Below are 17,620 nucleotides of genomic sequence, written 5' to 3' on the forward strand. Positions count from 1 at the left end.
AATACAAATGCATCTTAAACTTTAAAGTTTAAGATGCATAAAATTAATTTAATACAGGAATATCAAAAATTAATATAGGCTTGTCCATTTGATCTACAAGTCTTTTAATGTTTAGGGTTTGCTTATATGCCCAAGCTACATCCGTTGCATATTGATGCCACATATAATTTTCAGTTAAATTCCATTTCATTTTATATAAAGTGTTTTGTTTATATGTTGGGTTAGCAATGTATCCTGAGGCTATCCATTTAGCTCCACCTAAAATTGCAGAGTCAACAGAAAACCAACCTTCTTTGTATGCAGTTTCTGATCCCCACATATTGGCATCAGAATCATATGCACCAATTCCAAACATATTATAAGTAACTTTAGGTTCAACAGCTTTATCTACAACTACTTGATATCCACCATCTGCAGTTGGAACTTTTTTATGAAGTACTGATACTGAAATACCATTAGAGAGCATTGACTGCCCATTTCCAGTCTCTAGTAATGCATGGGATATTAAGTATATTGGATTTATATTAGCTTCCCTAGCAGCTCTTAAGAAAACCTCACCTTTTCCTTCAAGAACACCTTTTCCTACTAAAAGCTTATTTAAATCATTAACTGATATTCCATCAACATAAGTTAATCTTAAGAACATATATTTTCCACTTGGATCATTAATAAAATTCTTTGGATTCATATAGTACTTTATTTCATCAAAAGTTGCTGGTCCACGTCCCCAAGTTACATTTGCTTGCTTCTGTACCTCTTTATTAACCCAATAGTCTAAACTTGAATTTGTATAGCTATAATTAACCACTATTCCATTATTTACTATACTAAAAGTATTTATATATGCTGTCCCATCTTTCGCATAGGATATTAATTTTATAACGTGGCTTCCTACTGAAAGCTTTAAGGTATCTAACTTATATGAAAATCCACTGTTAGCACTATTTGTATATTGTGGATAAGCTGTTCCAACATCTGTTCTGCTTAATCCTAGTGTAGCATCTCCATTATAAACCCCATCAACGTATACTTGAATGGTAGTTACACCTGCTGCATTAAGAGCCCATCCAGAAATATTTAAAGTATCCGAATTAATCACTTGATTATCACTGACAGTTTCAATAAAAGTATAAGGACTCGGTTTTGTCATAGTAAAATTAGTACTTGTTTTGCAAACACTACCATCAACCCCGTATGCTTCTATAACCAAAGTATGACTTCCCACACCTATAGTGTTTTTATCTATGACTAAATTGAATCCACTATTACTTGAATTTGTATATACCGGGAATGCTGCGCCTACATCTGGTCTACTTATCCCAATAGTAGCATTATCTCTATGAACTCCATCTATAAATACTTTTATTTCCCCAACACCAGATGCATTTAGTGACCATCCATTTATTGTTAAGTCTTTATTATTAATAACTTCTCCATTTTTTAAGGTATCAATATATGTGTATGGAGCTGGTTTATCTAAATAAAAACTTAATGTTGACGAATAAATAGTGCCATCATTTCCAGTAGTAGTCATTTTAATGGTATGTTTTCCAGGGGCAACCAAGTTTTTATCTATATTAAACTTAAATCCACTATTACTTCCGCCTAAATACGCAGGGAAAGCCTTCGCAACATCCGGCCTACTTATTCCAATTGTAGCATTTCCTATATAGGTATCATCAAGGTGTACTTTCATTTCTTTTACACCAGCTGGACTTAAAGACCAACCTTGGACATCAATGTCCTTATTAGCTATAACCATACCATCCCTTAAATTGTCTACATTAGTGTAAGGTTCAGGTTTCCTTAGGGTAAGTTTAGTTGTCGTAGAATACTCACTTCCATCATTACCAGTAGTTACCAACTTAACTTCATGGCTTCCTATTGAAAGTAAGTTTTTGTTAATAACATACTTAAACCCACTATTTGCTCCACCTGTGTACATTGGAAAAGCCGCTCCCACATCAGGTCTACTAATTCCAATGGTAGAGTTTCCTAAATAATTATTATCCACAAATACCTTCATTTCCTTTACTCCTGATGGGTTTAGGGACCATCCTTGTAATAAAATATCGGTATTATTAATGATATCATCACCTTTTAAGGTATCTATAAATGTATATGGTGCAGGTTTTCTTATGGAAAAACTTCTTGTTGCTATATATTCAATGCTGTCGTTACCTGTAGCCACCAATTTAACTTGATGTTTTCCAGTTGAGACTATATTTTTATTTATAATATATCTAAAACCACTTTTGTCACCATTCACATAACCCGGAAACGCTGCATTTACGTCTGGTCTGCTTAGTCCCGTATTTGTGTTTCCTATATAATTATTGTCAAGATAAACTTTTATTTCTTTTACCCCTAATGCGCTTAAGGACCACCCCTCTAAGAGAATATCCTTGTTATCCACAATCATACCCTCTGTTAAACTATCTATATTAGTGTATGGTTTCAATGATGTCATTGACGTACTAGTCATAGTGGAGGCAAAAACTCTACTTTCTACTGTGAAAAACTGTAGAAAAAGCACAAGCGAAAATACTATACCTAGTACCCCTGTAAACGTCCTTTTTTTATTCATATTTATTTCCCCCCCTAATTACTGTGATGCTAATATTCCACTCACTATAGCATTAGCCATTCTTTCTGGATCATAAATCTCCATATCAATTTTAGAGTCAACAAAGCAACACTCTACTAACACAGAAGGCATTGTAGTTTTTCTTATAACACTAAAATCTCCATACTTAATTCCTCTATTTTTAAATCCCAACCTAGAAATACTATTAGCTATATTCGATGCATAAGATTTATCAACGCTTGAATCTTTGTAATAAAAAACCTCTGTTCCATTAGCTACTCCATTAAACTTATTAAAATGGATAGATACAAAGAAATCTGCCTCATTTGCATTTGCTACATAAGATCTCTTATTCAAAGAATCCGTTATATCAACTGCTGTTTTTGGTAGTGTTTCAATAATTGTATATCCATGAGCTTTTAGTTTGTTTATTACTCTATTTCCCACATCTCTTATAACATCAGCTTCAACTCTTATGCCCACAGCTCCATTATCACCATTTATATTGTGACCTAGATCTACTGCTATTTTAGGCTTAACATACTGCTTTATATTATCAGTTTGAACAAGTTTCACATCAATGGCTTCAATTACATCGCCTTTTCCAACAACTCCAGACATTACGCCGTCAGCAACCCAACCTTGCCAACCTTGACCTCTGACATAAGTTCTATATATTACATGGTAACCACTAGGAACCCCTTCTAGTTTAATTCTTATTGCTTCTATGGCACTTCCGCTACCTGGTGTTCCTACTACTTGTCCATTTTCAGCCCAAGTGCTTTGCCACCCGATGCCATTTATACTTACTTGATACTTGATTTTCATACTCTCAGTGGTATTATTCAACATTAATTCCATAGTATCTAAATAATAGCGTGAATTATCCGTTGCACCCACTTCAACACCACTATCGGCATAAGCAGACCATCCCAAATTAGCTATGTGAGCCCTATAGTTCAAAGTTACCTCTGCTCCATTATTTATACTGAATATAACACTAGTTCTAAAAACGCTACCGTCTAATCCATAAGCCTCAATTACTAGATTATGTCTCCCTAGCTTTAGACTTTTTGTGCTTATACTCATATTATATCCACTGTTAGCTCCACCTATATACTTTGGAAAAGCTGCAGCTACATCAGGCCTGTTTAGTCCAATGGTTGCATTTCCTATAAAGTTGTTATCTATTAATACTTTTATCTCTTTCACACCAGATGGGTTTAATGACCATCCTGATAAATTTATTTTTTCATCCTCAATATTACCTAAATCTCTTCTTATAACTTTCCACTCATTTAATGTATCAATATGAGTGTAAGGTTCTAGTTTTTTCAAGGTAAATATTGTTGTTGACACATATTCACTGCCATCATTTCCTATAGCTTGTATCTTAACTTCATGACTTCCAGCTGGAATTAAATTTTTGTCTATAGTATATTTAAAACCACTATTAACACCATTTATATACCCTGGAAAAACTTTGTCAATGTCAGGTCTACTTAATCCGATAGTTGCACTTCCTAAAACCTTATTATCAACGTAAACCTTCATTTCCTTGACTCCTGATGGATTTAAGGACCAGCCTTCTAATTGTATGTTTTCGTCATCTATAACCATTCCATCCTTTAGAGTGTCTACAAAAGTGTATGGAGCAGGTTTTTTTAGTGTAAACTTTGTTTGAGATGTATATTCACTACCATCATTTCCTACAGCAATCAACTTAACCTCACGTGTCCCTGCAGGAATTAAGTTTTTATCAATTGTATAGGTAAAGCCACTTTTATCAGCATTTGAGTACTGAGGAAAAGATCTCCCCACATCCTCTCTACTTAGTCCAATAGTAGCATTTCCCAAGTATTTATTATCAACTTGAACTTTTAATTCTTTTACCCCTGATGGATTTAATGACCATCCTGTTAAGGTTATATTATTATTGTCTATAATCGCTCCATCCTTTAAGGTATCTACGAAAGTATATGGAGCAGGTTTTTTTATTGTAAATTTTACTTGATATATATATTCACTACCGTCATTTCCTATGGCAATCAACTTAACTTCACGATTTCCTGCTGGAATCAAGTTTTTATCAATAGTATAAGTAAATCCACTTTTACTAGCATTTGAGTACTGCGGGAAAGCTTTGCCCACATCCTCTCTACTCAGTCCAATAGTAGCATTTCCCAAGTATTTATTATCAACTTCAACCTTTAATTCCTTTACTCCTGATGGATTTAATGACCATCCTGTTAAGGTTATATTATTATTGTCTATAATTGCTCCATCCTTTAAGGTATCTACGAAGGTATATGGAGCAGGTTTTTTTATTGTGAATTTTACTTGAGATATATATTCACTGCCGTCATTTCCTATGGCAATCAACTTAACTTCATGATTTCCTGCTGGAATCAAGTTTTTATCAATAGTATAAGTAAATCCACTTTTACTAGCATTGAAATACTGGGGGAAAGCTTTGCCTACATCTTCTCTAGTTAAGCCAAGTGTAGCACTGCCTAAGTAGTTATTATCAACATGAACTTTTAACTCCTTTACCCCTGATGGATTTAATGACCATCCTGTTAAAGTTACATTATTATTGTCTATAATTGCTCCATCCTTTAAGGTATCTACGAAGGTATATGGAGCAGGTTTTTTTATAGAAAAACCTATGGTTACTTCATACCTACTATCATCATTTCCAATAGAAACAAGTTTAACCTTATGACTTCCTGCTGCAACTAAGTTTTTACTAATAGTGTACTTATAACCACTATTTGCTCCATTCACATATCCTGGGAATGCCTTGTCTACATCTTCTCTACTTAATCCAATAGTTGCATTTCCTAGATAATTATCATCAATAAAAACTTTTAGTTCCTTTACTCCACTTGGATTTAATGACCATCCATTAATATCAATATCTGTATTATTTATAATCGTGCCATCCCTTAAACTATCTACATATGTATAAGGCCTTAGTGTACTTACTGAACTATTTACTGTAGAAGCTAGCACTTCTAAATTAACAGTTAAAGCTTGTACTGAAAATACAAAAAAAGATATTATTAGGCAATAACTAACAATCAATTTCTTTCTCATCAATTCTATTCCCCCTAATTAAATTTCTTATTTAATTATAATAGAAATAAATTTATTATTCAATTGCATGTGTGATTATTTTTGTCTTTATATAAAGGTTTATGTATATTTATTTCAGTAAATGCAATATTATATTGAAATAACTGTTTTTTTTCAACATAATTTGTTATATAATTAGTATGACATTTTTATGGCTGTCTTTTGAATTATCTTGAAAACGAACTTAGGAGGATTAAAATGAATTTAACAACAATACTTCAGATATTAAGAAAACATCTACCTATAATGGTAGTAATAACTTTAGTAGTAGGTATTGGTAGCTTTTTTTATGGCAAATCAGTGTCTAACACTATCTATACTGCTGAAACCTCTGTGACAATTTCAGAGTCAAAACCTAGAGAGGAAGTTACAAACTCTAGCAATTCAATTTACATTAAAAACTATGATGAATTTGATCTTTATACTAAACATATAAATACTTATGTTGATCTAGCAAATTCAAAGGTTGTAATGAATAATGTAATTGAAACACTAAATCTAGATATGAAAATAGACGAATTAAGAACTAGAGTAAAGGTGGCTAGCGAAGGAAATACTGGATTTCTTACTATATATGCCACAACTTCAGATGCAAAGTTATCTCAACAAATAGCTAATCAATATGCTAAATCTTTAAAGGATGTAAGTAAATCCATAAAAAATGAGGATTATGTTGTATTAGGTGCTGGTGCTCCTGTACCAACTGCAATTGAAACTGTAAACACTTCATTTTTCGGCAAAGTTGGTGTCTTATTAGGACTTATGATTTCTTTAGCAATAGTGTTTTTACTTGAGATGAGGAAGGATAGGGCAAAGTTAGATTCTGCCATAGAACAATTATCAAACGTTCCCGTAGTTGGAATTGTATCTAATACTGACTTGGACAACTCTAATCCTGAACTGAAGAATTCAGTTCAATATGATAATCTTCAAACTAACTTAAGTTTCCTTTTAGAGGAAAATGATTCTAAAGTGGCTGTAATTACATCTCCAATTGAAGATGAACTTACACCTTCTATGATTGCTAAAGTTGGTAAAGCTTTTGCTAACAATGGCAGTAAAGTGCTACTCATAGATTCTAACTTTAGGACACCTAGCTTACAACAGGAATTCAATGTAAGCAATTCTAAAGGTCTTGCTGATATTTTATTAAAAGATGCTGATATTAATCAGTGTTTATCTACTACTTCATTAGAGAATCTTCATCTTCTGAGCACAGGTTCAACTTCAATGAACTCAACTAGTTTACTAGGTAGTAAAAAACTAAGATCTTTACTTGATAATCTATCTAGGGAGTATGATGTTATTTTAATTAACTCATGTCCTATCCTTACATCGCAGGGCACTTCAGCACTTTCAGAATACTGTAATACCCCTATACTTATTACCGCTTCTGAAAAGACAAAAAATAGTGAACTTAAAAATAGTGTAGATGTATTAAATAAACTAAATGCCAAGATACTTGGTATTGTACTTAATAATAGCTTAAAATAATTTATTATTTTAATTAAATAAAATAAATCCCCTATAAACAATTCTTGTTTATAGGGGATTTATTTATTGAAACTTAAAACCTACTATACTTCTTCAACATTTTTAATAAACTCTTCTAAGGCGTCTTCCCATGTTCTCATGGAATTCCCAACTGTGCATCTTAGCATCATATTATCTAAAGATGAGAAGGTTGGTCGTTTTGCAGCACTGTTAAACTGTTCTGAGGTTACTGGTTCCACAGTACAATCTATTTTAGCTAACTCTACTATGGTCTTAGCAAAGTCATACCAAGTACATTCTCCTTCCCCAGTACAATGATATATTCCATACTCCTCCGTAAGTAAGAGCTTTATAATATGATATACTAAATCTTCTGCATTAGTAGGATTTCCTCTTTGGTCATTTACTACTTTAAGCTGACCTCTTTCCTTTGCAGCTTTAATTATAGTTTTTACAAAGTTTTTTCCATAATATCCATAAAGCCATGATGTTCTTACTATAAAATATTTTGAAGAAAACTCTCTTATATACTCTTCTCCTAAAGACTTAGTTTTTCCATAAACACTTACTGGACTTGTTTTATCATATTCTCTATATGGAGTTGACCCATCACCTTGAAATACATAATCTGTAGAAATATGAATAATTTTTGCACCAATTTCTTCTGACACTATGGCTAAGTTTCTCGGACCTATGCTATTAATCTTAAATGCTAAATCCTCATTGGTTTCACAACCATCTACATTAGTGTATGCAGCACAATTTATTACTGCTTCAGGCTTTTCCTTGTGCAATACTTTTCTTACAGACTTTAGGTCTGTTATGTCTAGTTCCTCAACATCATAAGCAATTATTTCGCAACCTCTTACTGCCTCTGGTATTTCTCCTAATTCTGAAGTACCTTGCTTAAGTATATTAATGAATTGAGTTCCTAATTGTCCTTTTGCTCCTGTTACTAATATCTTCACTATATATTCCTCCCAAGTTAGATAATATTTTATTTCATTACCTCTAAAAATTTACCTTAAGCTCTTTAAGTGGTAGTGCTTTTTTATCCTTATCAGATAGTAATATGTTTTCAATATTATCTAATGGCCATTCTATTCCTACTTCTGGATCATTCCATAATAAGCTTCCCTCAAATTCAGGATGATAAAAATCAGTACATTTATAGACAAATTCAGCCTCTTCAGAGGTAACTAAAAATCCATGAGCAAAGCCTTCTGGTACATAAAACATTTTTTTGTTTTCTTCACTTAAAAACACTCCATACCATTTCCCATAGGTTTCTGAATTTTTTCTTAAATCTACTGCTACATCATACACTTCACCTTTTATTACTCTAACTAGTTTTCCTTGAGTATGTTCAGTTTGGAAATGCATTCCCCTTAATACTCCTTTATTGGATTTAGAGTGATTATCTTGAACAAAATTCATTGATAAACCTGCTTCTTTAAACTCATTGTAATTATAAGTTTCCATAAAGAAACCTCTGCTATCTCCAAATACCTTAGGCTCAATTACATACAAATCTTTTATATCTGTTTCTATAAACTTAAAATTTCCCATAATATTCTTATAGTTTCATTGCATGCAATAAAACTATAACTACACATCCTTTCCTCTTCATATTATTTACATTTTAAAAATGCCCCCATCAGCTCATGATGAAGGCTTTTATTGTTTTATAGCTCAATATCCTCTATTTATTGTACATAGAGTTATAATAATTTTGATATTCTCCTGAAGTAATATGTTTCATCCATGCTTCATTATCTAAATACCATTGTATAGTCTTAACTATACCTACTTCAAAGGAAGTTTCAGGATACCATCCAAGTTCTTCTTTTATCTTAGTTGGATCTATACCATATCTTCTATCATGACCTTTTCTATCTTCCACATACTTTATAAGGTTTTCTGTAACTTCTTTATCTACATTCTCATTTAGATATTGTATTACAGTCTTAACAATTTGAATGTTTGTTCTTTCATTGTGACCACCTATATTATATACTTCCCCTAACTTTCCATCATTAAGTACCATATCTATAGCTTTACAATGATCTTCAACATATAACCAGTCTCTTACATTCATTCCATCACCGTAAACTGGTAATTCCTTGTGGTTTAAACAATTGTTAATTAAAAGTGGAATTAATTTTTCTGGAAACTGATATGGACCATAGTTATTTGAGCATCTAGTGATATTTATTGGCATTTTGTATGTGTCTCCATAAGCTTTTACCATTAAATCCGCACCTGTTTTGCTTGAAGAATACGGACTGTGTGGGTCTAATGGAGTTGTTTCTGTAAAATAACCTGTATCACCTAGTGAACCATAAACTTCATCAGTGGAAACCTGTAGGTATTTTTTATCCTTCTTCCAGCCATCCTCTGTTTCCCAAGCATTTTTAGTAGCATTTAGAAGATTTACTGTTCCTAAAACATTAGTTTTAGCGAATATTTCTGGCTCTTTTATGCTTCTATCAACATGAGATTCTGCTGCAAAGTTTACAACATAATCTATGTCATATTTTTCGAATAATCCTTCTACTAGTTCTTTATCACATATGTCCCCTTGAACAAATATATGATTTTCGTTGTTTTCTACTAATTTTAAATTCTCTAAGTTCCCAGCATAAGTTAATTTGTCTAAATTAATTATTTTTATATTATCATACTTTTCAAGCATGTATAACACAAAATTTGATCCGATAAATCCAGCTCCACCTGTTACCAAATAAGTTTTCATGAAATTCTCTCCTTACATATATAATTTTTTACCTTATTACTTTTCTCAACCTTTTCTTCCGCAGTTACACCTTTGTCTCTTTTAGAAACTTTATGAAACCTAAATCTATATACCCTTTCTAATCTCTTGCTAAATTAATCAAGTATTGTCCATACTTGGTCTTAGAAAGTGGCTCAGACAATTTTAACAATTGCTGTTTATCTATAAACCCATTTTTATAAGCAATTTCTTCTATGCAAGCTATGTATAAGCCCTGTCTTGTTTGTACTGCTTCCACGTAGTTTGCTGCCTCTAAAAGCCCTTCATGTGTTCCTGTATCAAGCCACGCCATACCTCTTCCTAGCAATTCAACTTTTAAATTGCCTCTTCTTAGGTACTCGTTATTAACAGAAGTAATTTCTAGTTCTCCTCTTTTAGATGGCTTAATTGTTTTAGCTATTTCTATTACATCATTATCGTAGAAATATAATCCTGGAACTGCATAATTTGACTTAGGTTCTTGTGGTTTTTCTTCTATGGATAATGCATTAAATTTATCATCAAATTCTACCACACCAAATTCACTTGGATTACTTACATGATATCCAAAGATTGTAGCTTCTTCTCTATCTACAGCTCTTTTTAATCTTTCACTAAAGCCATATCCATGGAAAATGTTATCCCCTAATACTAATGCAACCTTATCCTTACCTATAAACTCTTCACCAATGATGAATGCCTCTGCAAGTCCATTAGGTTGCTCTTGAATAGCATATTGTAGATTCATTCCAATTTCATTACCATCACCTAAAAGTTCCTTAAAGCTAGGTAAATCACGTGGTGTAGAAATTATTAATACATCTCTTATTCCTGCAAGCATTAATACTGATAATGGATAATATATCATAGGTTTATCATATATTGGAAGTATTTGTTTGGATACAGACTTTGTTATTGGATATAATCTTGTGCCAGAACCTCCAGCTAATATTATTCCTTTCATTTACATCACCTCTTCATTAATTATAAACTTCTTAATTGTTTCTAGTTTTTTATTTCTATATTTACTACTGATTATTAATAATTAACAAACCTAAAACTCTAGTATAACTAGCTTTTCAGATCCCTACTTAAAGCTTTGTCAGGCTTAAATAATTATAGTTTATTTATCTACAGATAGTCTTTATATATTGGGTAAGATTTCTTTGCCTGGTTGTACTTTATTTTATTAGGTATCTTTTTGGTAGTCAAACTTTCAAGATGCTTTACTTTTAAGTTTGGCAGATATCTCATTCTACCCTTAACTTGTTTTATTTGGTTTCCTAAAAGGGCTTCTTCTCCCCAAAGGAATACACTAGCATCAAGAAGTTTATAGTGCTTAAAGAAGTTATTTGTTAGAACATATATTGCTCCAATTCCCATGTATATATCCATTTCCTCTGTAACTTCAGTTTGCTTTGTTTCCTTCTTAAACATTTTATAAGACTTCATCATTAGAGTACCTAGATAATAATTAGAATAATATATACTAAAAAAAAGCTTTCTTATTTTTGATACCCTACTGATTACATGAGGATTTTGAAATATACCATCAGAAGTTACTACATTAGGTGCTAAAGCTAAAATATCACTATCCAGCTTATAGTTTTCAATTACCTCTATAAAATCTTTATCAAATATCAAATCATTATTGCCTATAACTACTTGCTTATTTTCTTTTGTCATCTCATTTACATAAGTTAGCCCTGTATTAAGCCCTGCAAAATAGCCTATGTTCTTTTCGTTCCTAATTAACTTAACATTGCTGTATTCCTTACACACGTTCTCTAAATTTTTGTAGTCTTCTACTACAGAATTATTATCAACTACAACGATGTGAACTTCTTCACTAGCCTTTAATTCATTTATATTTTTTATGTATTCCTCTGTAACTTTGGAATTATTATAATTAACTGTAACAAAATATATTTTCATACTTCCTCCTTAGTATTACAGCACATGCAATATGGCATTAAAAACTTTAATTTGTTTAGTATGTTACTAGACAATTTTATTTAAATGGCCCTTGATTACCTATATAATTACTATATTTTATTGCCTTAGTCATACTTATTTAAAACACCATCTTTTATTCCTCTTAACATAGAGCCTATTACTGCTTTTTTGTTCGTATGAAACAACATATTATCTATAAATAACTTTGAAGTGAAGAAAAATTTCTTCATACAGAATGTTCCATTAGAAAAACAGTAGTTTTTATATAAGTATATAGAATTTCTAAAAATATAATAGTTTCTTACAGGATTATGCTGAAAATACTTTTTCTTGTATCCAAGTATATTAATCACTCTAAATTCCCCTAATCTATGTCTCATAACAGCATAGTTGTTCTGCACAATTCTTCCTTTAGAATTTTTTACTCTCAAAGAAAAATCAAAGTCCACAGAATCAATAAACAGCTTTTCTTCATAGCCTCCAATAACATCAAAAATCTCTATTGGTATTAGATTTCCTGAGGTTATCACGTAATCTAGTTCATCATAGTGATTAACTTTATCTTTTTCAACGAAATCCTGATATTCTATTAATGGTGATGCTATATATGTATTTTCATTATCTGCGAAGGTTTGTAATAAATTAGTTACCATATCTTCTTTGCACGAACTATCTTGATCAAGAGTTAGTACGTAATCATACTTGTTTTCCTTAGCATAGGCTACCCCAATATTTAGCGCCTTTGCTATACCTAAGTTTTTTTCGTTGAATATTGTTTTAGTATTTGGGATTTCAATTAATTTAATTTTTTCTTTTATATCCTGCTTGGAGCCATTATCTACAATGATAACTTCCTCCACCTGCTTATGTATTTGTTCTACAGTGCTAATCAAACATTCAAAATCATTGTATGATATTATTACACAACAAACCTTAGGTCTCATAATTGATTTCCTCCTTAGTAACCTTGTTATAATAAGCTAATATTATAAACAGTATCCACATAAAGTCAAAGGACCCCAAATATGGATTTGTAAAAGTTCCTAATAAAAAACTAAAATATCCAACTAAAAGAGCTTCCATATAAGGAGCTGATCTTTTATTCATTGTTTTAATTGCACACTTTACATTTATAAATAACACATACATATATGTTGAAAAACCTACAATCCCTAGGTTATATAATTGAAGCACATATGTCAGTTCATACACCCATGGTTTATTTATATCTCTAATAATAGTAGATACTCCTTTTGCAAAGCCTGTTCCTATTATTGGTGACCAGGTAAATCCTTTCAATAGTTCTACCCCTTGAATATACCTAACATTTTCAGAGCTACCTGAAAACCCTTCAAGCATTCTTTTAGCTATTACAGTTAAATCCAGGTAATTAAATACACTTAAAACTACGATAGAAACAATACCTATTATAGCTACGTAAAAAGTTCTTTTTAGTATTACTTGAATTTGATATTTATTATTTATAATTTTCAAAAGAAGAATTAGCATAACAGTTACTATTAGATTAAGTAACAAAGCTCTTCTTCCAGAAATTAAAATTGCGAAAATTGATATTAGAATGTTAAACATTACTAATTTTTTGTGCTTACACTTACTATAATATGTCATTACAAAAGGTGTAGTAAATAACAAGGTTCCTAAATTGTGTGACGTTATCTGTACATACCCTGCATGAATTCCTACTCTGCTTTGAGCATCTAAGGAATATAAAAAACTTAGGTTTGTTGCACCTATTGCATTTGTAAATAATAAAATATTGTAAATAGAAACAACAACATTTGATATCATTATAACATTAACAACTATATCAAATTTATTTGAGTTAGATACCGCTACTGTTAATACAAAATAAACTAACACCCAAACAAAATTTAATCTTAAACTATCTTTTATGCCTTGGATGTTATTGCCATTAACCATTCCTATAAAAGCCCATACTACCCCAATTAATATGTATAAATATGCCCATTTTAGTAATTCTGAGTTTATTATAATGTTTTTATTTTTCAAAAGATATATGACACTAATAGTAAATACTATTATCAAAAAAGGAATTTTTATAGATGTATGACTTCTTGGTAAGAAAGTTACTAAGAAAAAGAATATATATATACTTAAGTTGATAAATTTATTACTTAGTTCCATCATGGTACCTTTCTGATATTCAAAAGCATTTTTACATAAATCTCACTACTAATTAACACTAGGTTGACTTATGTAAAAATACATTGATTTAATTATTTTTAAATGTTACTTCCTTGAACTTTTATACTAGTTCATTAGCAACTTCACTCAATACCTTACCTTTATTATTATGTTTCTTCAATTCTTTTTGTACATAAGGTAACTTCAGCATCATTTCCTTTAATTCATCCATAGTTACTAAATGAGTATTGTCAGAGTTGTACTCATCCAAATATTGAATCTCTTCATTTCCTTCTGTATAGTACTTAGCATAATTAAGATCTCTATTATCCGCTGGCACTCTATAGTATTTTCCCATATCTTCTGCTTTTACCATTTCTTCTTTAGAAAGAAGTGTTTCATATCTTTTCTCTCCATGTCTTGTACCAATAACTTTGCATGGAACTTCTGAATTAAATAGTTCTTTTACTGCTATGGCTAATTGCTCCACAGTAGATGCAGGAGATTTTTGAACAAATATATCGCCCTGCTCACCATGTTCAAAGGCATGTAGTACTAAGTCAACAGACTCCTCTAGTGACATTAAAAATCTAGTCATTTTTGGGTCAGTAAGAGTTAATGGAGTTCCTTCTTTAACTTGATTTACGAATAGCGGAATTACAGATCCTCTAGATGCCATTACATTTCCATATCTTGTTGCACAAAAAATAGTTTCCCCTTCTAATGCAGCTCTAGATTTTGATATCATGATTTTTTCAGCCATTGCCTTAGACATTCCCATTGCATTTACTGGATAAACGGCTTTATCTGTACTTAGAAGAATTACCTTCTTTACTCCATTTGCTAATGCAGAATTAAACACATTTTCTGATCCTGCAATATTAGTCCTTACTGCTTCCATAGGATAAAATTCACAGGAAGGCACTTGCTTTAATGCAGCTGCATGAAAAACATAATCTACACCTTTCATTGCATGGTTTATACTACTATAATCCCTTATATCTCCGATGTAGTATTTAACCTTATCATTTTTTAGAGTATTTCTCATATCATCTTGTTTCTTTTCATCTCTACTAAAAATTCTTATTTCTTTAATATCAGTATTAAGAAACCTTTTTAATACTGTATTACCAAATGATCCTGTTCCTCCAGTAATTAATAACACTTTGTCTTTAAACATACTTTTCACCTCAACAATTATTCTTCATCATTTATTTTAGTAACAGCTACTTTTTCATTAGTAGTTCTTTTATAAGTCGGAACAAGTTCTTCGACTTTATCTCTTATAGCCGCACTATTTTCTTCATGAATAAGTTCTTTTAATTCATCAAATCTTTTTCTTAAAACATCTATGTCACTAAATATAGGTTGCCCAACAAATATCTTATCATGCCCTGTTTTTTCTAAACCTTCTTCAGCCATTAAAAGCTCTTCATATAACTTTTCTCCTGGTCTTAACCCTGTAATTTCAATGTTAATATCCTTATTTGGAGTGTATCCTGATAATTGAATTAAATCACAAGCTAAATCATAAATTTTTACTGGTTTACCCATGTCTAACACAAATATTTCCCCACCTTTTGCATAGGCTCCAGCTTGAATTACCAGCTGAGCTGCCTCTGGAATTAGCATGAAGTATCTTGTTATACTTTTATGAGTTACTGTTACAGGTCCACCTTCAGCAATTTGCTTTTTAAATAAAGGTATTACAGACCCATTACTTCCAAGCACATTCCCAAATCTTACTGCTACATATTCTGTATCACTTATTTTATCCATGGCTTGTATAATCATTTCGCATATTCTTTTTGTTGCGCCCATAATATTAGTTGGATTAACTGCTTTATCTGTTGAAATCAGAACAAATTTCTTTGTATTATACTTGTTTGCGCATTCAGCTACATTAAGAGTTCCAAACACATTATTTTTAATTGCTTCTGTTGGGTTATCTTCCATTAATGGTACATGTTTATGGGCCGCTGCATGGAATACTACCTCTGGTTTGTATTCTTCAAAAATACTTTCTAATCTTTTCTTATCTCTTACAGAGGCTATAAATACTTTCAAATTCAGATTTGGGAAGTTTCTACGCAACTCATTTTGCAAGTCATATGCATTATTCTCGTAAATATCAAGTATTGCAAGTTCCTGTGGTAAGAAGTTAGCTATCTGTCTACAAAGTTCAGATCCTATTGACCCTCCCCCTCCTGTTACAAGGACTTTCTTGCCTGTTAGGTATTCTGATATACCTCTATGATCAAGTTTGATTGGCTCTCTTCCTAACAAATCCTTTTCATCTACATCTCTTAATTGGCTTAATGAAATATTTCCACCTATAATTTCATATACTCCTGGTATAGTTTTTACTTTTGCATGAGTTTCACTACATATTTTTATAATCTCAGCCTTTTCTTCTGTTGACATGCTAGGTATAGCTAATACTATTAATTCTATTTTCTTATCTTTTACTATTTTTTTTATGTCCTGTCTACCACCTAAAACCCTAACTCCCGAAATTACAGTACCCTTCTTATTTCTACTATCATCAATTAATGCTATAGGATTATACTGCATATTGGGATGCGCTTTCATTTCCTTAATAACCATTGCGCCTGCACTACCAGCACCGATTATCATCACGTTCTTAAAGTATTGCTTATCAATTTTATTAAAGGCTCTTGGAATCCTTCTCCTTATTCTAAGGCTTATCCTAAATCCTAACGTGAAAATCATTATAAATACCCCTGCAAGCAAGTTAATGACCCAAGTTACCCTGTATGCCGGTTCGTAGATTAAGTATATTATAAATATATTAGCCATAGTGGCAACATAACAACCTACAATCCCCATTAAAAACTCTTCTGTTCCTGCAATTGTCCATAAGCTTCTATACATCTTAAATACAAAGAAACTTACTAGGTAGATAACTATAATTATAGGAATAGTTTTAAACAAAATCCCTATATAAGTATTTAATAATTCCGGATAATCATATAACCTAAAGTAATATGCAAGTAAATACGATAATACAATAGATAGTACATCTATTGTAATAAATAATAAAGTCTTACCCTTATTTACCATGACTTTTTGCTCCTCTCATCGATTTATACCCCAAGCCCAATTGGATATTAAGATTTTGTAAATATAAATTATAAACCTTGTCTCATCGACTCCTATTAAACATATAAATTAAATATTTAAAATAAATAATTGAAAGTTATTCCGTTAAACTAAACCCTAATTTTTCATTTTTCAATAAACTATTCACCATTAATTAGACATATTATGAATAATACTATCAATGTTTGTACATAAAGATTAAGTTTCATTTATGCCTAAAATTAATTTTATCACACTTATATATAAATTTAAAGTTTATTCTATTGAATTCGCCACATTTGTCTACGCTTAGATAAATGTTTTCATAATAGTAACATTTTAGCAGATTTACTGTAAACTGAAACTATACTTTTAAAATAACCTATAAATTAAAATAGAATCGT

At 31.2% G+C, this 17,620-nt stretch carries 12 protein-coding genes; 1 reads left to right on the top strand and 11 read right to left on the bottom strand.

Translation table 11 applies throughout. The features are described from left to right. Window positions 1-43 precede the first annotated feature (43 nt). Both B3040_RS01785 and B3040_RS01790 read right to left on the bottom strand, forming a co-directional pair. Window positions 44-2,587: an N-acetylglucosaminidase gene (locus B3040_RS01785; protein WP_291569589.1), complete on the bottom strand. Its 2,544-nt coding sequence runs from the start codon at window positions 2,585-2,587 to the stop codon at window positions 44-46. An 18-nt stretch (window positions 2,588-2,605) separates the two neighbouring features. After that, window positions 2,606-5,686, bottom strand: coding sequence for an N-acetylmuramoyl-L-alanine amidase (locus tag B3040_RS01790; protein WP_291569590.1), 3,081 nt, complete (start codon window positions 5,684-5,686; stop codon window positions 2,606-2,608). 237 nt (window positions 5,687-5,923) lie between these two features. Here B3040_RS01790 and B3040_RS01795 point away from each other — a divergent pair, with 237 nt between their 5' ends. Beyond that, window positions 5,924-7,219, top strand: a complete 1,296-nt coding sequence (locus tag B3040_RS01795) for a polysaccharide biosynthesis tyrosine autokinase (RefSeq protein WP_291569592.1) — start codon at window positions 5,924-5,926, stop codon at window positions 7,217-7,219. Between the two features lie 83 nt (window positions 7,220-7,302). Here B3040_RS01795 and rfbD read toward each other — a convergent pair whose 3' ends face one another. The 9 genes from rfbD to B3040_RS01840 all read right to left on the bottom strand — a co-directional run bounded on the left by rfbD (window position 7,303) and on the right by B3040_RS01840 (window position 17,198). Further along, the gene (gene rfbD, locus B3040_RS01800; RefSeq protein ID WP_291569593.1) at window positions 7,303-8,187 is read right to left on the bottom strand and encodes a dTDP-4-dehydrorhamnose reductase; all 885 of its coding nucleotides are present in this window, start codon (window positions 8,185-8,187) and stop codon (window positions 7,303-7,305) included. Between the two features lie 43 nt (window positions 8,188-8,230). Further along, window positions 8,231-8,788 carry a dTDP-4-dehydrorhamnose 3,5-epimerase gene (rfbC, locus tag B3040_RS01805; protein WP_291569594.1) on the bottom strand — a complete coding sequence of 186 codons (558 nt, stop codon included), beginning with the start codon at window positions 8,786-8,788 and terminating at the stop codon, window positions 8,231-8,233. 133 nt (window positions 8,789-8,921) lie between these two features. Continuing rightward, window positions 8,922-9,974: a dTDP-glucose 4,6-dehydratase gene (gene rfbB / locus B3040_RS01810; RefSeq protein ID WP_291569595.1), complete on the bottom strand. Its 1,053-nt coding sequence runs from the start codon at window positions 9,972-9,974 to the stop codon at window positions 8,922-8,924. Window positions 9,975-10,092: 118 nt separating this feature from the next. Next, window positions 10,093-10,956, bottom strand: a complete 864-nt coding sequence (gene rfbA, locus B3040_RS01815; RefSeq protein ID WP_291569596.1) for a glucose-1-phosphate thymidylyltransferase RfbA — start codon at window positions 10,954-10,956, stop codon at window positions 10,093-10,095. Between the two features lie 167 nt (window positions 10,957-11,123). Continuing rightward, complete coding sequence (locus B3040_RS01820; protein ID WP_291569598.1) at window positions 11,124-11,927, bottom strand: glycosyltransferase; 804 nt, start codon at window positions 11,925-11,927, stop codon at window positions 11,124-11,126. A 125-nt stretch (window positions 11,928-12,052) separates the two neighbouring features. Further along, complete coding sequence (locus B3040_RS01825; protein ID WP_291569599.1) at window positions 12,053-12,892, bottom strand: glycosyltransferase family 2 protein; 840 nt, start codon at window positions 12,890-12,892, stop codon at window positions 12,053-12,055. After that, complete coding sequence (locus B3040_RS01830) at window positions 12,882-13,979, bottom strand: hypothetical protein (protein WP_291569600.1); 1,098 nt, start codon at window positions 13,977-13,979, stop codon at window positions 12,882-12,884. Before B3040_RS01830 ends, B3040_RS01825 begins: the two co-directional genes overlap by 11 nt. Window positions 13,980-14,235: 256 nt before the next feature. Then, a complete protein-coding gene (locus B3040_RS01835) occupies window positions 14,236-15,294 on the bottom strand; it encodes a polysaccharide biosynthesis protein (protein ID WP_291569601.1) in 1,059 nt (352 codons plus the stop codon). Window positions 15,295-15,311: 17 nt separating this feature from the next. Further along, on the bottom strand, window positions 15,312-17,198 hold the full coding sequence (locus tag B3040_RS01840) for a polysaccharide biosynthesis protein (protein ID WP_291569603.1): 1,887 nt from the start codon (window positions 17,196-17,198) through the stop codon (window positions 15,312-15,314). Window positions 17,199-17,620: the final 422 nt, after the last annotated feature.

The sequence above is a fragment of the Clostridium sp. UBA4548 genome, from assembly GCF_002387895.1.
Classification (GTDB): Bacteria; Bacillota; Clostridia; order Clostridiales; family Clostridiaceae; genus Clostridium_J.